This window comes from Dactylosporangium maewongense (assembly GCF_039531485.1).
In the GTDB taxonomy this organism is placed as follows: domain Bacteria; phylum Actinomycetota; class Actinomycetes; order Mycobacteriales; family Micromonosporaceae; genus Dactylosporangium; species Dactylosporangium maewongense.
Window position 1 is genome coordinate 210,645 of sequence record NZ_BAAAQD010000008.1, and the last position, 17,676, is coordinate 228,320.

A 17,676-nucleotide genomic window follows, 5' to 3' on the forward strand; every position below is an offset into this window, starting at 1 on the left:
AGTTTCAGCCGAGCATCGATGCTGTCGGCCGGGGTGGCGGCGTCAATGCGTCACCGACCCGGTCGACCAGCAGCGCCATCTCGTAGCCGACCTGACCGACGTCACACGCCCGGGCCGCGAGGACCGCGAACGAGGAGCCGTCGGAGATCGACATGAGGAAGAGGAAGCCGTTGTCCATCTCGACGACGGTCTGCAGCACCGCCCCGCCCTCGAAGCAGCGGGAAGCGCCCTGCGTGAGGCTCACCAAACCGGAGGCGATCGCGGCGAGCTGGTCGCCACGGTCGCGCGGCAGGTCACGCGAGGCGGCCAGCAGCAGACCGTCCGCCGAGACGGCTACCGCATGGGCGACGCCCGGCACCCGGTCTGCGAAATTGGCCAGTAGCCAACCGAGATCCTGCGTAGATGTCATGCCTCTTGCTCCTTGCCAACCTGCGAGTTTTGAGGCCCGGCCGAAGTGGGCTCCGGGGTTTTCGAGTCGTCGGACCGGGTGCGGCCGCGCTGAACGCCTCGGTGATAAGCGGACAACAGACCACGCACGGACTCCGGCGTGCGCCGGTGGACCGTGGCGGGGTTCTTCTCCACCCCGCCCGGGACCAGTTGCGCTTGCGGCACGCGTTTTGGCAAACCCGTGTCGGTCTTCGCAAATTCCTGCTCCTGGGCGAGTGCGGCGGCCGCCTGCCATCCTTCGTCTGCCGCAGTCTGCCAGTTTACCGCCGAACCGCCGGTCGCCCGGTCGGCCGAACCTCGCGAAGCTTCACCCGGAACCCGGGTTTCAAATCGCTGCGGAGGCACGTATGCCGTGTCGCTGTAGGTCACCTCGACCGGCCGCGTCGAAGCGCCGTTGGACGCCGGTGCCGGCGCGGCGGGCGCGGCCGGGGCGGCGGCGACAGGCTCGTCGTCGAAGGTCGGGCGCTTGCTGGTGCTCTGGAACCAGGCCGACTCCAGCTCGCGGAAGATCGGCAGCTCCATCGTCTCGTCGACGAAGCGCTGGCGGGAGTCGCCGGCGTCGCTTTCGGAGGACGCCGGGTCCCAGTCGAGCCGGACCCGCGGGATCTCCGCCGTCATGTCCACCGGCGCGTACGGCTCCGCGGCCGCGGGAGCCGGAGCGGGCGGCTGCGCCGCGAACCGGTCGGACTGCTGCTGCGGGCCCGACGAGACCGGCGGCCAGGCGGGCGGTGCCGCCGCGGCCGGGGGCGGGCCACCGGCGGCGTACGCCGCGGGGACGTCATAGCCGCGCGGGTCGGACGCCTCGGGACGCTGCCGCGGGATCTGGCCGCTGACCTCTTCCTCGGCGACCTCGCCCTCGACGGTCCAGTTCTCGTTGGCGCGGCGCTGCGGCAGCGGGTTGAGGTCACCGGGCGTCCGGCGCTCCTCGGACTGCTCGCCGCCCACACCGGTCAGGTCCGACCAGGCGGGCAGGCTACGACCGGCACCGGGACCCTGCTGGGCCGGCGGGCGGGGGCCGAAGCCACCACCGTCGCGCGGACCGGGACCGGCGTCGCGCGGGTCGATGCGGGGGAAGGCGCCGCTGGGGCCGCCGGCGAAGCTGTCACGCGGCGGCGGGCCGGCGGGGTTCGCATCACCGAAGCTGTCGTGGAACGCGGCGGGGGGCGTCTCGCGGCGCGGCGGGGTGCCGTTGGCGAAGCCGTTGACCGTCGGCCGCTCGCCGGTGTGCGGGCCGGAGCCGAAGAGGCCGCTGCTGGTGAGCGTGCCGAAGCGCGGACCGCCGCCGTTGCCGCCGCCGGCTGGGCCGCCCACGGTCGTCGGCCCGCTCTCCAGGGCGAGCGGCGAAGCGAGCGGGGAGCGCGGCGCGGGCGTCGACGGGATCGGCCGGGCCTGGACCATGTCGTTGGGGCCGACGGCGGGCATGCCGGCGGTCGGCATGCCGGCGTTGGCGCGGCCGGACAGGGCCCGCGGCACGAGGACACCGGCGGGCAGCGTCATGTCGGCGATGGTGCCGCGCTCGCGCGCGGCCCGCAGCTCGACCTTGACGCCGTGCCGGGCGGCCAGCCGGGCGACCACGACGAGGCCCATCATCCGGGAGACGGCCACGTCGACCATCGGCGGGTTGGCGAGGCGCTCGTTGAGCTCGTTGAGCTGCTCGGGCGAGACGCCGATGCCGTGGTCCTCGACCAGCAGGACGGCGCGGTCGCCGACGCGGCGGGCCTCCACGATGACCGCCGAGTCCGGCGGGGAGAAGGCCGTCGCGTTGTCGAGCAGCTCGGCGACCAGGTGGACCATGTCGTTGACCGAGTGGGCCGCGATCTCGATGTCCCGGTCGATCATGCCGAACTCGATGCGCGTGTAGTGCTCGACCTCGGACTGCGCGGCGCGGAGCACGTCCATGAGCGGCGCGGGCTCGCGCTGGATACGGGTCGAGTCGGCACCGGCGAGGACCAGGAGGTTCTCGTCGTTACGGCGCATCCGGGTGGCGAGGTGGTCGAGCTGGAAGAGCTCGGCCAGCCGGTCCGGGTCCTCCTCGCCGCGCTCCAGCCGGTCGAGGTGACCGATGAGCCGGTCGACCAGGATCTGGGAGCGGCGGGCGAGGTTGACGAACATCGTCGCGACGCTGGCCCGCAGTGCGGCCTGCTCGGCGGCGGTGCGGACGGCTTCCAGGTGGACGGCGTTGAACGCCTCGGCCACCTGGCCGAACTCGTCGCGGCTGCGGACCGGTAGTGGCTCGGCGATCTGCAGTGCCAGTTGATGCGGCGACATCTGACCGGCCAGGGCGGGGTCGCGCAGTCGCTGCACGGCCTGGGGCAGCCCGTACTGCGCGACGGTCAGCGCGCCGTGGCGCAGCTCCCGCAGCGAGCGGGCCATGGACCGGGCCACGATCCAGGCGAAGAGGATGGCCAGCAGCAGCATGCCGAGCAGGGCGCCGGCGGTGACGAGCACCTGGCGCTGCAGGTCGTTGCGGTGCGCGGTCGCGCTCTCGATGTTGTGCTCGTCGAACTCGACCTCGATGCCGCGCAGCAGGTTGGCCTTGTTGACCATCGAGTTGTCCCACGCGGCCGCGGATGGCAGGCCGGTCTGGGGCAGGTCCTCACCGGTGAGCGGGGTGAGCTGGCCCTCGAACTTCGCGGCCTCGCGCAGGTCGGAGCCGGCGATCTTCTTGTCGAACAGGTCGCGGTGCCACGGCTCGGAGACGACCCGGAACTGCTCCTCGGCCTGATCCTGGCCGTTGAGCGCGGCGTCGAACTCCTTGCGCAGCTGCGGCGTGAACTTCCTGGTCGTCAGGACCCGCAGCACGACGACCCGCTCGAGGGAGACCTGCTCCTTCATCTCGGAGATCGCGGCGGCGGCGCGCATGTCGGCGCCGAGGGCCGGGTTGTTGGACAGCTCGGCCGCGGCGTCGCGGATGCTCAGCAGGTCGTCGATCAGCGTCCGGTACCGGCTGACGACGGTGCTGGCCAGGATGTCCTTGCCGCCTTCGGAGATCTGCTTGCGCATCCCCGGCAGGTCGAGCAGCTGGGTGTCGATCGAGGCGAGCTGCTTGCGGAAGTCCTCGGGCGGGTCGGCCAGGCCGGACCGGGTGAGCCGGTATTCCTTGCTCGTGTCCTCGGTCTTCTGGATCTGGCGCTCGAAGGTGGCGCGGGCCTCGACGTTGCCCTGCTGGTCGAGCACGCCGAGCAGCAGCGCCGCGTTGGCGCGCTCGCTCTGCAGCTCGTGGACGAGCGAGGAGGCCTTGGCTGACAGCCCCGACAGGGTGCGGGCCCGGTCGGCGTCGTTGGCGTCACCGATGTTGTCGACGAGACCGTTGGTGCCGACCACGATCGTCGCGATGATCGGGACGATCATGATCAGGCCGAGCTTCGACCAGATCGGCAGGTCTCGGAGCCGGCCCACCGGGAGACGCAGACGCGACGAGACCGGCTCCCGCGTCGTTGGCCGTTTGCTCACTTCACCGCCCTCCGAACCGGGGCCTTGCGAATCAGCAGGCACCCGCGACCGGCCGACCCTACTGGGCCAGACCTCCGAGATTCCACCATGTCCCGTCGCAAGAAGAAAGCCCAGGCCTCCCGCTAGCCGTTATGTTCCGCATGAAGAAAAAAGTCCGTTTGACGGTAGGTTCAGCCGATCATCCCCCTACGCTGGGCGATTTACCCGATGCACGCAGATGATGACGGCTGACATATCGGTACAAAATTACGACATCAACTTCGCGTATGCGGGCTTGATCACCTCGTTGATCAACGCCAGCCGCTCATCAAACGGAATAAAAGCACTCTTCATTGCATTCACCGTAAACCACTGCATTTCGGACCAGCCGTAGCCGAAGGCTTCGACCAGCAGGGCCATCTCGCGGCTCATTGAGGTGCCGCTCATCAGCCGGTTGTCGGTGTTGACCGTGACCCTGAAGCGCAGGTCACGCAGCAACCCGATCGGGTGTTCCCGGATCGAGGCGGCGGCGCCGGTCTGGACGTTGGACGACGGGCAGAGCTCGAGCGGAATGCGCTTGTCCCGCACGTACGCGGCGAGCCGGCCGAGGGAATTGTCGGCCGCGACGTCGTCGACGATGCGCACACCGTGTCCGAGCCGGTCGGCGCCGCACCACTGGATGGCCTGCCAGATCGACGGCAGGCCGAACGCCTCACCGGCGTGGATGGTGAAATGCGAGTTCTCGCGCTGGAGGTATTCGAAGGCGTCGAGGTGCCGGGTGGGCGGATATCCGGCCTCCGCCCCGGCGATGTCGAAGCCGACCACACCCGCGTCGCGGTACTGCACCGACAGCTCGGCGATCTCCATCGAGCGGGCCGCGTGCCGCATCGCGGTCAGCAGCGTGCCGACCCGGATCGGGTTGCCGGCAGCCGCCGCCTCGGCGGAGCCCTCGCGGAAGCCGTCGAGGACCGCCTCCACCACCTCGGCCAGCGCGAGGCCCTGGGCCAGGTGCTGCTCCGGCGCGAAGCGCACCTCGGCGTAGACCACGCCGTCGGCGGCGAGGTCCAGGGCGCACTCCCGGGCGACCCGGACCAGGGACTCCCGGGTCTGCATCACGGCGACCGTGTGGGCGAAGGTCTCCAGGTAACGCTCCAGCGACCCGGAGTCGGCCGCCGCGACGAACCACTCCCCGAGGCCCTCCGGGGTCGCGGCGGGCAGCTCGTGGCCGATGCCGGCGGCGAGGTCGAGGATGGTGGCGGGGCGCAGGCCGCCGTCGAGGTGGTCGTGGAGGAGGGCTTTCGGCGCGCGACGGATCTCGTCGTAGGTGGGTGCAACCATGGAACGACACTAGTAGCGTGCACGCCTCCGTCATCACACATCTGCGGTGTCCGGTCTGCGCCGGCCCGCTCACCGCCGCCGATCGGGCGCTGCGCTGCGCCGCGGGCCATTCGTTCGACATCGCGCGGCAGGGTTATGTCGACCTGACCGCGGGCCGGTCGGTGCACACCGGCGACAGCGCCGAGATGGTGACCGCCCGGGAGGCCCTCCTGGAGGCCGGACACTTCGACGTCGTGTCCGACGCCGTCGCGGCAGCGGCGGCAGGTGTACCGGGAGCGGGCCTGATCGTCGAGGTGGGGGCCGGGACCGGCCGCTACCTGGCGCGGGCCCTCGGTCCGGACAGGGTCGGTCTCGCCGTGGACGTGTCGAAGGCGGCGCTGCGCCGCGCGGCCCGGGCCGACCCCCGCATCGGCGCGGTGCGCGCCGACGTGTGGCAGGGTCTGCCGGTCCGCGACGCGGCCGCCGATGTGATCCTCGACATCTTCGCGCCGAGGTCGGGCGCGGAGTTCGCCCGCGTGCTGCGCCCCGGCGGCGTCGCCGTGGTGGTCACCCCCGCGCCCGGGCACCTCGCCGAGCTGGTGGCGGCGCTGGACATGGTCGGCGTCGACCCGGCGAAGCCGGAGCGGCTCGCGGCGAGCCTGCGCCCCTGGCTCACGCAGGTGGACGAGGTGCCGCTGCGGGCCACCCTGGCGCTGGACCGCGCGGCCGCGGCGGCCCTGGTCGGGATGGGTCCGAGCGCGTGGCACACCGACCCGGCCGCGGTGACCGCCACCCTGGCGGGCATGCCTGAGCCGATCACCGCGACGCTGGAGGTGCGCCTGAGCACCTGGCGCTCAGGCGGATAAGCCGGCGCTCGGGCGGATAAGCCTGCGCTCAGGTGGATAGGTCGACCTCTTCCCATCCGGGCGGGTCGCCGTGGTACGGCCCGGTGAAGACCACCGCCCACTCCAGGGCCCAGCGGCGCTGGCCGACGGCGTTGGAGTCGAGCTGGCCGGGCAGCGGCAGCCGCCGCCGCTCCGCCTCCAGATAGGACCAGTCCAGGCAGTAATAGAGGTCGAGCTGCGCCGCGGCGTCACCCGCACCGCGCGGTGCGGCCAGGGTGCGCTGCCGCCACGCAGAGAAGGTCTCGCCCTGCGGCAGGTTGGGCAGCCGCTCCATGAGCCCGTCGGCGGAGGGCAGCAGCGGATCGAGGTCCATGGCGATGCCCAGCAGCCAGGCCAGCGCGAAGAGCGCCTCCAGGTGCAGCGCGAAGGACCGCTCGTCGCCGTCGCCCTCGGCCACGAACTGCCACTCCGGCCCGGTCAGCCGGTCCTGCAGCCCCGACCGGTCCAGCCAGTGCGTCGCGAGCTCCGGCGGCATGCCGGCGACCCGGGCGAGCACGACGTTGAGGATCGCCGCGCGCACCTCGATCTCCGCACCGGGACGCAGCTCCACCAGGTCGCCGGGCTCCCAGGCGAGCGGGAAGTTGGGCGGTGGTAGAGGGAGCCGCAGGCGGTGCAGCTCTTCGAGGCTCGCCTCCCGCACCCGCTGCGGATCCGGCGACGTCACGGTCACCCGGGCACTGTAGCCGCCGGATCCAGCAGTGTCTCTAGGAGTCGCCCTCAGGATCCCGGCGGGCGAGGTCGGGGGCGAAGGCGGGCAGGCAGACCGCGACGTACTCGGCGCCGTCCGCGGTGGGGGTGGTGTACCTGACGCGTTCCCCCGCCCGGGTGACGATCGCCTGACCTGCGGTGACGTCGAAGTGGCCGCCGTCGTGCTCGACCCTGACGGTGCCGCGGAGCACGATCGTGAACTCGTCGAACTCGGGCGTCTGGAACGGCTCGGTCCAGCCGCCCGGGGCGATCATCTTGGCGATCGACGTCGCGGACTCGCCGGAGTTGACCCGGCCGACGTACTCGTCGATGATCTTGCCGCCGGGGACGGGGATCTGGGTGGGGGCCTTGATCAGTTCGGGCATCAGGAGATCCTGTCGAGAATCAGCGGTCGGGAGGGTGGCGGCGTGTCCGACAACGTGACCGCGTCGCGGGCCACGGCCAGCGCCGCCGGGAGCTTGCCGGCGTCCTCGGCCCGCAGCTCCATGATCACGTCACCGGCCCGGACCGCCTCGCCGGGCTTGCGGTGCAGGATGATGCCGGCCGACGCGCTGACCGGGTCCTCCTTGCGGGCGCGGCCCGCGCCGAGGCGCCAGGCGGCCACGCCGACAGCGTAGGCGTCCATGGTGGCGACGAAGCCGTCGGCGTCGGCGGTGATCGTCTCGACCTCGTGCGCCACCGGCAGCGGCGCGTCCGGGTCGCCGCCCTGGGCCCGCACAAGGGCCCGCCAGGAGTCCATGGCCCGCCCGCCGGCGATCGCGGCCTGCGGGTCGGCGTCGCCGAGGCCCGCCGCGTCCAGCATCTCCCGGGCGAGGGCCAAGGTCAGCGCGACCACGTCCTGCGGCCCGCCGCCGGCGAGCACCTCCAGGGACTCCTCGACCTCCACGGAGTGCCCGACGGTCCGGCCGAGCGGCACCTCCATGTCGGTGAGCAGGGCGACGGTGGTCACGCCGTGGGCCTTGCCGAGCTCGACCATGGTGCGGGCCAGCTCGCGCGCGTCGGCGACCTCGCGCATGAAGGCACCGGAGCCGAACTTCACGTCCAGGACCAGCGCGCCGGTGCCCTCCGCGATCTTCTTGCTCATGATCGAGCTGGCGATCAGCGGGATCGCCTCGACGGTGCCGGTGACGTCGCGCAGCGCGTACAGCTTCCGGTCGGCGGGCGCGAGGCCCTCCCCCGCGGCGCAGATCGCGGCGCCGACCGTGCGCAGCTGCTCGACGAACGCCTCGTTGGACAGCTTGGTGCCGAACCCGGCGACCGCCTCGAGCTTGTCGAGGGTCCCGCCGGTGTGGCCCAGCCCGCGGCCGGACAGCTGCGGCACCGCCGCGCCGCACGCCGCGACGAGCGGGGTCAGCGGCAGCGTGATCTTGTCGCCGACGCCGCCGGTGGAGTGCTTGTCGACGGTCGGGCGGCCGACCCCGGACAGGTCCAGCCGCTCCCCCGACGCGATCATGGCGGCGGTCCAGCGGGCGATCTCGCCGGCGGTCATGCCGTTGAGCAGGATCGCCATCGCCAGGGCCGACATCTGCTCGTCGGCGACGACACCCTTGGTGTAGGCGTCGACGACCCAGTCGATCTGCTCGTCGCTGAGGATGCCCTTGTCCCGCTTGGCGCGGATGACGTCCACGGCCGCGAAGCTCATGCCGCACTCCAGTCCTGCTCGATGCCGGCCGGCCGGGGAGCCTCCCCGGCCCATCTGGCGGTGCCCTGGGCGTCGACGACGATCACCCGCGACGTGCGGACCCGGCCCCAGGCGACCCCCTCGTCGGCGGTGGCCCAGGTCGGGCCCTCCTCCAGGATGCCCGCCGGCTCGCTTTCCGCGGCGCCGGACGAGCGCTCCCAGTAGGCGGTCCAGACCTGCCTGCCGTCGGCGATGTCAGGGTGTACGAACACCGTGCCGGCGCCGACCTTCAGGGCGAGCGCGGCCGGGACGGAAGGACCAGCCGGGGCGATCCGCCCCAGGTCCGTGTCGTCGAAGGCATGCGGCAGCAGCGCGGTCATCGGCAGCGGGCCGTCGGCGTGGTCGATGAGGCAGTCCGCGCCGCCGTGCTCCCACAGCAGCTGCCGGCACCGGCCGCACGGCATGAGCGGCCGGCCGTCGCCGTCGACGCACGCCAGGGCGATCAGCCTGCCACCGCCGGTGACCTGCAGGTTGGAGACCAGGCCGCACTCGGCGCACAGGCCGAGGCCGTAGGAGGCGTTCTCGACGTTGCAGCCCACGACGATCCTGCCGTCGTCGACGAGCGCCGCCGCGCCCACCGGAAACTTCGAGTACGGCGCGTAGGCGCGCGCCATCACGGTGACCGCCGCCTCTCGCAGCGCCACCCAGTCGACGTCCGTCACGCTCAGCCTCCCCGCCGGAACGGTTTGCCGTCCGCGGCCGGTGGCCTGAGTCGTTGCGCCGCGAGCGCCAGCACGACCAGCACGGTGATGTAGGGCGCCGCCTGCACCAGCGCGGTCGGGATCTTGTCCACGGAGAAGAACAATACGTAGGAAAGGACGCCGAGGACGGCGGAAGCGACCGCCACGAGCCGGTTGCGCCGGATGAACTCCCACACCGCGAGGGCGAGCAGCAGAGCGCCGACCAGGATGAGCAGGGCGTGCACGGACTCGCTGCCGCGCCGCAGCTGCAGCGCGTCGGTGTAGCCGAACAGGGAGGCGCCGACGGCGAGGCCGCCCGGCCGCCAGTTGCCGAAGATCATCGCGGCGAGGCCGATGTAGCCGCGGCCGCCGGTCTGCCCCTCGCGGTAGATCGCGGAGGTGACGGTGGACAGGTACACGCCGCCGAGGCCGGCCATCGCGCCGGAGATGACCACACCGTAGTACTTGTAGCGGTAGACGTTGAGGCCGAGGCTCTCCGCCGCGTGCGGGTCCTCACCGACGGAGCGCACCCGCAGGCCGAACGAGGTGCGCCAGAGCAGCCACCAGGTCAGCGGGATCAGCAGCACGGCGAGGATGGTCACCAGCGACACCTCGTAGAGCAGGCCGCGCAGTACCCCCGCGACGTCGCTCACCAGGAACCACTCGTGCTCCTCGATGCCCTTCAGGCCGTTGATGCCGGGCACCGAGATCCTGGGGATGTGCGGCACCTGCGGGGACTGCGTGGCGCCGGCGCTGCCCCAGGTGATGTAGGACAGGTAGCGCACGACGCCGGGTGCCAGGATCGTCATCGCGACGCCGGAGATGATGTGGTCGACGCCGAAGGTCACGGTGGCGACGGCGTGCAGGAGCCCGCCGATGGCGCCGCCGAGGATGCCGATGAGCAGCCCGACCCACGGGCCGAACTCCAGGCTGCCCCACGCGCCGAACCAGGTGCCGAGGATCATCTGACCCTCGAGGCCGATGTTGACCACGCCGGCGCGCTCCGCCCACAGGCCGCCGAGGCCGGCGAGCCCGAGCGGCACCGCCGCCTGCAGGGCGGCCTGGATGGCGCCCGACGAGGTGACGTCCGGGGCGTTGGCGAGCTGGTGGACCAGCGACAGGCCGATCAGCGCACCGGAGATGATGAGCATGATCATCCAGCTCGACATCCGCCGGCCCTTGGTCTTGACCGGAGGCTGCGCCGCCGCCTCGGAGAGCATCGTGTCGGTGCTCACTTCGACTCCTCCACTACCGGGACGGGCGCGGCGGTGGCGGTGGCCACGCCGACCCGGCGCTGCTGGGCCCGGCGGCCGATGCGGGCGGCCAGCTCGTAGGCGATGACGACCGAGAGGACCGTGACGCCCTGCATGATCAGGACGATCTCTTTGGGGATGCTGTCGATGTCGAGGATGATTTGCGAGCTGGCCAGGAAGCCCCACAGGATCGCGGCGAGCGCCATGCCGATCGGGTGGTTGCGGCCGAGCAGCGCCACCGCGAGGCCGGCGAAGCCGATGCCGCCGAAGCCCTCGGTGTAGGTGTGGCTCTCGCCCAGCATGCGGGGCAGGTTGACCAGGCCGGCGATGGCGCCGGAGATCAGCATCGCGGTGATCACCATGCGCTTGGCGTTGACGCCGCTGGCGACCGCCGCGAACGGGTTGTAGCCGGTGGCCCGCAGGTCGAAGCCGAAGCGGGTGCGGTTGATCACGAACCAGTACGCGGCGCCGAGGACCACCGCGACGGCGAAGAAGCCGAGCACCTTCTGGTCGGTCCCGGAGATGATCGGCAGGCCGGGCATCCACGAGTCCTCGCTCAGGATGCCGGTGGTCTTGATCTGCGCGCCGGGCTCGGTGACGCCCCAGTGGTCGTTGAGCAGCCAGGTGATGACCAGGCCGCCGATCGCGTTGAGCATCAGCGTGGAGATGACCTCGCTGACCCCGCGCTGAGTCTTGAGCAGCGCGGCGATCGACGCCCACGCCGCGCCGACGATCATCGCGACGACGATGATGAGCACGATGCGCAGCCCGCCGGGCATCCAGTCCATGAACGACGCGCTGGCCAGGGCGCCGGCGAAGAACGCGCCGACCTTCGACTGGCCCTCGACGCCGATGTTGAACAGGCCCATCTTGAAGCCGAACGCGACGGCGACCGCGGCGATGTACAGCTCGCTGGCCTTGTTGAGGATCTCCACCTTCGTGTCCGGCAGCATGCCGAACTCGTACATGTGCTGGAACGCCAGCAGAGGGTCCTTGTCGCTGATCAGCAGGGCGACCGACGAGATCGCGGCGGCGATGATCAGCGCGGCGACCGGTGCGATCAGCTGCGGCAGCAGCTTGCCGATGTCGATGCGCCGGACCGCGGCGACAGCGCTCATGCCGACGCCTCCGCCTCGCCGCGGCGCCGCCACGAGGCACGCGGAGCACTGAGCCGATGATGAACGGCTCCTCCGCTGCACTCCAAGCCGTTCATGAAGGGATCTCCTCACCTGTGGCGCCGGTCATGGCGACGCCGAGCTGCTCGGGGGTGACGGTCGACGGGTCGGCGTCGGCCACCAGCCGACCACCGTAGATCACCTTCAGCGAGTCGGACAGGCCGATCAGCTCGTCGAGATCGGCGGAGATGAGCAGCACGCCCATGCCGGCGATCCGGGCGTTGCGGATGTGGTCCCAGATCGCGGCCTGGGCACCGACGTCCACGCCGCGGGTCGGGTGGGCGGCGATGAGCACCTTCGGCTGGTGGCTCATCTCCCGGCCGACGATGAGCTTCTGCTGGTTGCCGCCGGACAGCGCGACCGCGGCGACGTCGATGCCGGGCGTGCGCACGTCGTACTCGGCGACGATGCGGGTGGTGTCGCGGCGGGCGCCGCCGACGTTGATGAGGAAGCCGCTCGCGTTGGGCCGCTCGGTCTGGTGGCCGAGGATGCGGTTCTCCCACAGCGGCGCGTCGAGCAGCAGGCCCTGCCGGTGCCGGTCCTCCGGGATGTAGCCGATGCCCGCCTCGCGGCGCCGGCGGGTGGGCCAGTCGGAGACGTCGTCGCCGTCGAGGGTGACGGTGCCGGTCGTGGCGCGCATGCCCATGATCGCCTCGGCGAGCTCGGCCTGGCCGTTGCCCTCGACGCCGGCGATGCCGACGACCTCGCCCTTGTGGATCGTGAACGAGGCGTTGTCGACGATCGGCCGCCCGTCGGCGGCGCGGACCGTGAGCCCCTCGACGACCAGGACGGGCACCTCGGTGACGGTCGACTCGCGGGCCTCGGGGCTGGGCAGCTCGCTGCCGACCATGAGGGTCGCCAGCTGGCGGGCGGTGACCTGGTCGGGCTTGACGGACGCGACGGTCGTGCCGCGCCGGATGACGGTGATGTCGTCGGCGACGCCGCGGACCTCGTCCAGCTTGTGCGAGATGAACAGCACGGTCAGGCCCTCGCGGATGAGCTCGCGCAGGTTGCCGAAGAGCTCGTCGACCTCCTGCGGGACCAGCACGGCGGTCGGCTCGTCGAGGATGAGGATGCGGGCGCCCCGGTAGAGCACCTTGAGGATCTCGACCCGCTGGCGGTCGCCGACGCCGAGGTCCTCGACCAGCGCGTCGGGGTCGACGTCCAGCCCGTACCGCTGGGAGATCTCACTGATCTTCTGCTTCGCCCGGGCGCCGATGCCGTGCAGCTTCTCGGCGCCGAGGACCACGTTCTCCGTGACCGTGAAGTTGTCGGCCAGCATGAAGTGCTGGTGCACCATGCCGATGCCGGCCTCGATCGCGCGCTGGGGCGACGGGAACCTCACCGGGCTGCCCTCGATGAGGATCTCGCCCTCGTCCGGCGGCTGCATCCCGTAGAGGATCTTCATCAGGGTCGACTTGCCGGCACCGTTCTCACCGACGATCGCGTGGATCGTGCCCTTGCGGACGGTGAGGTTGACGTCAGAGTTCGCCACGACGCCGGGGAACCGCTTGGTGATCCCCTTCAGCTCGACGGCGGGTGGGTCCGCGGTCACGAGATGCTCCTTCAACAAGTGATGGCGGGGGACCGGATCACAGTCCCCCGCCTCACGTCCAGCTCTGGATTACTTGGTCGGCACCGTGATCTTGCCGGAGACGATGTCGGCCTTGAACTCGTCGAGCTTGGTCTTGATGTCGTCGACCTGGCCACCGGAGGTGGCGTAGCCGACGCCGTCGGCCTTGAGGTCGAAGACCGTCGGGCCGGCCTTGAACTTCTCCTCGCCGAAGTCCTTGACGAAGTTGAACACCGCGTTGTCGACCCGCTTGAGCATCGAGGTCATGATGACCGTCTTGAGCGAGGCGTCGGTCACGGTGTTGTACTGGTCGGAGTCGACGCCGATGGCCAGGGCGTTCTTGGCCTTGGCGGCCTCGAAGACGCCGGTGCCGGAGCCGCCCGCGGCCGCGTAGATGATGTCGGCCTTCTGGTCGTACATACCGGTCGCGGCGGTCTTGCCACCCGCGGGGTCGTTGAAGCCCTTGCAGGCCTCGGCCGGGGTCGACAGGTAGTTCGTCAGCACCTTGACGTCGGCCTTGGCGGCCTTGGCGCCGGCGGCGAAGCCCGCCTCGAACTTCTTGATCAGGTCGACCTGGCAGCCACCGATGAAGCCGACCGTGCCGGTCTTCGTCTTCAGCGCGGCGGCCGCGCCGACCAGGAAGGAGCCCTGCTCCTCGGCGAAGACGAGGTCGGCCACGTTGTCGGCGGTGGTGCCGCCGTCGACGATGGCGAACTTGGTGTTCGGGCAGTCCTTCGCGGCGCGCGCGAGCGGGCCGTTCTTGGCGTCCGCACCGTCGTAGACGAAGCCGACCGCGATGACCGGGTTGTAACCCGTCGTGCAGAGCAGCTTCAGTCGCGCGTACTTGTCGTTCTCGCTCTCGCCGGCGACCGCGGCCAGGTCCTTGACCTCAAGGTTGAGCTCGCTCTTGACCCGGTCGAGGCCCGCTGCGGCGGAGTCGTTGAACGACTTGTCGCCCCGGCCGCCGATGTCGAACGCGAGGCCGACCTTGACGTTCTTCTTCGCCGTGGTGCCACCGCTGCTCGAGCTGCCCGGGTCGCTGCCCTTGTCGTCACCGCAAGCGGCCATGGCACCCAACGCGACAATCGCCACCGCGGCGGCCGCGAGAACCTTCATCCCACGCACTCGGCGCAAGACGGTCTCCCTTCACCAATGCACCGCCCCAACGCGGTGAATCCCAACGGCGGGAGCGTACGCCCTCAGACCGACAGTTCCGCAGTTTGCTGCCGGGTTGGGAGGAGTGCGTTATAGGGCCGTGACGTGCCAGAGGTCCCTCCAGCGTACCGGCATCGATCTTGCACCGCCCCGCTTGCTACCAAAAGACGGCAACGGCGGCGTTAACGAGCGTTAGCCCCACCAAAGCCAGGAAATGCCCGCGGTTGACCTCCTCGCGCTTGCGCGAGAAGAAGGTCATGGCGAAGATCGCCAGGCCGATGAGCCCCTTGACGACCAGCTTGGCGGTGGGCGGCTCATGGCCGTCGCGCAACGGCGCGGACAGCGCGATGCCGGTCACCACCTGGACGATCGCACCCCACAGCATCGCGTTGTTGATCCGCAGCTTGCCGGTGAGGTACTGGGTGACCGACCCGCCCAGCAGCAGCGCGAAGCCGATCAGGTGGGCATAGAGGAGGATGAGCCGCAAAGGTTCCACTGGCGCAAGGTAGCGCCTCCTTGACTCTCCAGCAGCTGGAGGGTCCACGATGGGCCGCATGAACATCGGCGAGCTGTCCAGGCTGTCCGGGCTGCCGGTCAAGACGATCCGCTACTACTCCGACGTCGGCCTGGTCCCGGAGGCGGAGCGGTCGCACGCGGGCTACCGGCGCTACGACCACGACTCGCTGGTCCGGCTGGAGTTCGTGCGCACCCTGCGGGAGCTCGGGCTGGACATCGCGACCATCAAGCGGGTCCTGGACCGGGGCGAGGACCTGGGCGCGGTGGCCGCCGCGCACGCGGAGGCGATCGGCGTGCAGATCCGGGTGCTGCGGCTGCGCCGGGCGGCGCTGCGCGCGGTGGCCCTGCACCCGGAGCGGGGCGGCCCGACCCCCGCCGAGCTGGACCGGATGACCCGGATCGCGCAGGCCAGCACCGACGAGCGGCGCCGGATCGTGGACGAGTTCTTCGACAGCATCTTCGCGGAGCTGCCCAGGGCGGAGGAGTCGCCGGAGGCCGCGCAGTTCAGCGCCCGGATGCGCAGCGTCTCCCCCGACCTGCCCGACGACCCCACCGACGCGCAGATCGACGCCTGGATCGAGCTGGCCGGGATGCTCCGCGAGCAGGACTTCCGGGCCCGGCTGCGGGAGATGGGCAAGCGGAGCTTCGCCACGGACGAGCGCCGCCTGGTGCCGACCGACATGTCAGAAATATCGTGGTTCACCGGTCACATCGCCGAGCACATGGACGCGGGCGTCGCGCCCGGCAGCCCGCAGGCGGTCCCCGTGGTGGCCGCCGTCCTGCGGCGGTGGGGCGTCGCCGAGGAGGACCGGGACGTCCTGGTCGACCAGCTCACCCTCGCCGTCGACCCGCGCGCCGAGCGGTACTGGCAGCTCATGGCCGTAATCAATGGATGGCCGCCGATCCCGGCGACAATGCACAGGTGGGAGTGGTTCCTGAACGCCCTCCGGGCGGGCCACGGCCCGTTAGCGTGACTCTGTGGAGTGGTGGCGGCACGCGGTCATCTACCAGGTCTACCCGCGCAGCTTCGCCGACAGCGACGGCGACGGCGTGGGTGACCTGCCCGGCATCACCGACCGGCTCGGCCACCTCGCCGACCTCGGGGTGGACGCCCTGTGGCTGTCGCCGTTCTACCGCTCCCCCATGGTCGACGGCGGCTACGACGTCAGCGACTACCGCGACGTCGACCCGGTCTTCGGCACGCTCGCGGACTTCGACGCCCTGCTCGCGGAGGCGCACCGGCTCGGGCTGCGGGTGATCGTCGACATCGTGCCCAACCACACGTCGTCGCGGCACCCCTGGTTCGTGGAGGGCCGGCGCGACCGGTACATCTTCCGCGACACGCCGAACGAGTGGCAGTCGCTCTTCGGCGGGCCGGCCTGGACGCAGGTCGCGGACGGGCAGTGGTACCTGCACCTGTTCGCGCCCGAGCAGCCCGACCTCAACTGGCACAACCCGGAGGTGCGGGCCGAGTTCGACGACATCCTGCGCTTCTGGCTGGACCGGGGCGTCGACGGCTTCCGGGTCGACGTCGCCCACGGGATGATCAAGGACCTGGCCGGCGTGACGTTCTTCGACCACGAGGACGTCCACGAGATCCACCGCGGCTGGCGCAAGATCCTCGACAGCTACCCGGGCGACCGGATGGCCGTCGCCGAGGTGTTCGACACCGCGCCGGCCCGGGTGGCGCGCTACGTGTCGGTGGGCGAGCTGCACCAGGCGTTCAACTTCGACTTCCTGGAGGCGCCCTGGGACCCGGCCGTCCTGCGCCGGATCATCGACGGGTCGCTCGCCGCCGCGACGCAGGTCGGCGCGCCGCCCACCTGGGTGCTGTCCAACCACGACCGGCGCCGGCACGTGACCCGCTTCGGCGGCGTCCGGCGGGCCCGCGCCGCCGCGCTGCTCATGCTGGGCCTGCCCGGCAGCGCCTACCTGTACCAGGGCGAGGAGCTCGGCCTGCCGGAGGTGCTCGACCTGCCGGACGAGGTGCGCACCGACCCGCAGTGGGTCCGCTCCGGCGGCGCCGAGCTCGGCCGCGACGGCTGCCGCGTGCCGCTGCCGTGGTCGGGTGACGCGCCGCCGTTCGGCTTCGGGCCGGGCGGCTCCTGGCTGCCGCAGCCGGCGGACTGGGCGGCCGTCACGATGGAGGCGCAGCGCGGGGATCCGCACTCGACGCTGTCGCTCTACCGGGACGCGCTGCGGCTGCGCCGCCCGTCGACGACGCTGCGCTGGCTGGACGCGCCCGACGGGGTGCTGCGCTTCGAGACGGAGACCATGCGGGTCGCCGCCAACCTGACGGCGGAGCCGGTGAAGATCGAAGAGCCGGCCACCCTGCTGCTGAGCAGCAGCGAGATGGCCGGCGAGCTGCCAGGCGACACGACCGCCTGGTGGAGCGTCTAAGCGGTGAGCTTCGCCGCGATCCGGGCGAAGCCGGCGCGGATCTCCTCGATCGACGGGGCTTCGTGCGTGTGGTCCGGGTCGTCGTGGTCGTGGTCGTGGTGGTGGTGGCCGTGGTCGTCGTCGTAGTCGGCGAGCTCCTCGTCGAGCGCCGCCGTCTCCAGGTCCTCGTTCTCGGCGGCGAGGCGGGAGGCGGCGATGTCGCCGAGGATCTGGTCGGCGGTGACGTGCGGCTGGAGCGGCTCGACCACCGCCATCAGCTCCTCGTCGGCCACGACGGCCTCGGCGAGGGCGAGCGCGTGCGCCCGCTCATAGGGCCCGCACACGACGGGCTCCCACTCCTCGTCTTCGTTCAACGGGCCGAAGGTGATGATCCACGGCAGGGTCAGCGCCGGCGCGTCGGCCGGCAGGTCCAAAGTCACAAGTGCACCCACGGC

16 protein-coding genes are annotated in these 17,676 nt (G+C 71.3%); 3 read left to right on the forward strand and 13 right to left on the reverse strand.

Features of this window, described 5'->3' with window-relative positions:
- Window positions 1-4 precede the first annotated feature (4 nt).
- The 3 genes from ABD332_RS21725 to ABD332_RS21735 form a co-directional block, all read right to left on the reverse strand.
- Window positions 5-409: a roadblock/LC7 domain-containing protein gene (locus tag ABD332_RS21725; protein ID WP_033358336.1), complete on the reverse strand. Its 405-nt coding sequence runs from the start codon at window positions 407-409 to the stop codon at window positions 5-7.
- Window positions 406-3,846: a sensor histidine kinase gene (locus ABD332_RS21730; RefSeq protein WP_344503836.1), complete on the reverse strand. Its 3,441-nt coding sequence runs from the start codon at window positions 3,844-3,846 to the stop codon at window positions 406-408. The genes ABD332_RS21725 and ABD332_RS21730 overlap by 4 nt, the downstream gene beginning before the upstream one ends.
- A gap of 300 nt (window positions 3,847-4,146) precedes the next feature.
- On the reverse strand, window positions 4,147-5,217 hold the full coding sequence (locus ABD332_RS21735) for an adenosine deaminase (protein ID WP_344503838.1): 1,071 nt from the start codon (window positions 5,215-5,217) through the stop codon (window positions 4,147-4,149).
- Window positions 5,218-5,234: 17 nt separating this feature from the next.
- Here ABD332_RS21735 and ABD332_RS21740 point away from each other — a divergent pair, with 17 nt between their 5' ends.
- Window positions 5,235-6,062, forward strand: a complete 828-nt coding sequence (locus ABD332_RS21740) for a putative RNA methyltransferase (protein WP_344503839.1) — start codon at window positions 5,235-5,237, stop codon at window positions 6,060-6,062.
- A 28-nt stretch (window positions 6,063-6,090) separates the two neighbouring features.
- Here ABD332_RS21740 and ABD332_RS21745 read toward each other — a convergent pair whose 3' ends face one another.
- The 9 genes from ABD332_RS21745 to ABD332_RS21785 form a co-directional block, all read right to left on the reverse strand.
- On the reverse strand, window positions 6,091-6,771 hold the full coding sequence (locus tag ABD332_RS21745) for a DUF4272 domain-containing protein (RefSeq protein WP_344503840.1): 681 nt from the start codon (window positions 6,769-6,771) through the stop codon (window positions 6,091-6,093).
- Window positions 6,772-6,805: 34 nt separating this feature from the next.
- Window positions 6,806-7,174: a cupin domain-containing protein gene (locus ABD332_RS21750; protein WP_344503841.1), complete on the reverse strand. Its 369-nt coding sequence runs from the start codon at window positions 7,172-7,174 to the stop codon at window positions 6,806-6,808.
- Window positions 7,174-8,451: a thymidine phosphorylase gene (locus ABD332_RS21755; protein ID WP_344503842.1), complete on the reverse strand. Its 1,278-nt coding sequence runs from the start codon at window positions 8,449-8,451 to the stop codon at window positions 7,174-7,176. The genes ABD332_RS21750 and ABD332_RS21755 overlap by 1 nt, the downstream gene beginning before the upstream one ends.
- Window positions 8,448-9,152, reverse strand: a complete 705-nt coding sequence (locus ABD332_RS21760) for a cytidine deaminase (RefSeq protein ID WP_344503843.1) — start codon at window positions 9,150-9,152, stop codon at window positions 8,448-8,450. Before ABD332_RS21760 ends, ABD332_RS21755 begins: the two co-directional genes overlap by 4 nt.
- Before the next feature lie 2 nt (window positions 9,153-9,154).
- On the reverse strand, window positions 9,155-10,405 hold the full coding sequence (locus tag ABD332_RS21765; RefSeq protein WP_344503844.1) for an ABC transporter permease: 1,251 nt from the start codon (window positions 10,403-10,405) through the stop codon (window positions 9,155-9,157).
- Window positions 10,402-11,541, reverse strand: a complete 1,140-nt coding sequence (locus ABD332_RS21770; protein WP_344503845.1) for an ABC transporter permease — start codon at window positions 11,539-11,541, stop codon at window positions 10,402-10,404. The genes ABD332_RS21765 and ABD332_RS21770 overlap by 4 nt, the downstream gene beginning before the upstream one ends.
- A 91-nt stretch (window positions 11,542-11,632) precedes the next feature.
- On the reverse strand, window positions 11,633-13,153 hold the full coding sequence (locus tag ABD332_RS21775; protein ID WP_344503846.1) for an ABC transporter ATP-binding protein: 1,521 nt from the start codon (window positions 13,151-13,153) through the stop codon (window positions 11,633-11,635).
- 69 nt (window positions 13,154-13,222) lie between these two features.
- On the reverse strand, window positions 13,223-14,287 hold the full coding sequence (locus tag ABD332_RS21780) for a BMP family lipoprotein (RefSeq protein ID WP_344503847.1): 1,065 nt from the start codon (window positions 14,285-14,287) through the stop codon (window positions 13,223-13,225).
- Between the two features lie 196 nt (window positions 14,288-14,483).
- Window positions 14,484-14,822 (reverse strand): hypothetical protein, encoded by a 339-nt coding sequence (locus ABD332_RS21785; RefSeq protein ID WP_344503848.1) that lies wholly within the window; start codon window positions 14,820-14,822, stop codon window positions 14,484-14,486.
- A gap of 58 nt (window positions 14,823-14,880) precedes the next feature.
- Between ABD332_RS21785 and ABD332_RS21790 the strand changes: the two genes are divergently transcribed.
- Together ABD332_RS21790 and ABD332_RS21795 are read left to right on the forward strand one after the other, a co-directional pair.
- A complete protein-coding gene (locus ABD332_RS21790; protein WP_344503849.1) occupies window positions 14,881-15,816 on the forward strand; it encodes a MerR family transcriptional regulator in 936 nt (311 codons plus the stop codon).
- Between the two features lie 4 nt (window positions 15,817-15,820).
- Window positions 15,821-17,242, forward strand: coding sequence for a glycoside hydrolase family 13 protein (locus ABD332_RS21795; protein WP_344503850.1), 1,422 nt, complete (start codon window positions 15,821-15,823; stop codon window positions 17,240-17,242).
- Here the strand turns inward: ABD332_RS21795 and ABD332_RS21800 are convergent.
- Window positions 17,239-17,673 (reverse strand): hypothetical protein, encoded by a 435-nt coding sequence (locus ABD332_RS21800; RefSeq protein ID WP_344503851.1) that lies wholly within the window; start codon window positions 17,671-17,673, stop codon window positions 17,239-17,241. The genes ABD332_RS21795 and ABD332_RS21800 overlap by 4 nt on opposite strands.
- Between the last annotated feature and the right edge of the window lie 3 nt (window positions 17,674-17,676).

Coding starts and splice junctions, on each gene's coding strand:
- ABD332_RS21725 (WP_033358336.1), bottom strand. CDS start 409: ATGACATCTACGCAGGATCTCGGTTGGCTACTGGCCAATTTCGCAGAC.
- ABD332_RS21735 (WP_344503838.1), bottom strand. CDS start 5,217: ATGGTTGCACCCACCTACGACGAGATCCGTCGCGCGCCGAAAGCCCTC.
- ABD332_RS21750 (WP_344503841.1), bottom strand. CDS start 7,174: ATGCCCGAACTGATCAAGGCCCCCACCCAGATCCCCGTCCCCGGCGGC.
- ABD332_RS21755 (WP_344503842.1), bottom strand. CDS start 8,451: ATGAGCTTCGCGGCCGTGGACGTCATCCGCGCCAAGCGGGACAAGGGC.
- ABD332_RS21770 (WP_344503845.1), bottom strand. CDS start 11,541: ATGAGCGCTGTCGCCGCGGTCCGGCGCATCGACATCGGCAAGCTGCTG.
- ABD332_RS21780 (WP_344503847.1), bottom strand. CDS start 14,287: ATGAAGGTTCTCGCGGCCGCCGCGGTGGCGATTGTCGCGTTGGGTGCC.
- ABD332_RS21790 (WP_344503849.1), top strand. CDS start 14,881: ATGAACATCGGCGAGCTGTCCAGGCTGTCCGGGCTGCCGGTCAAGACG.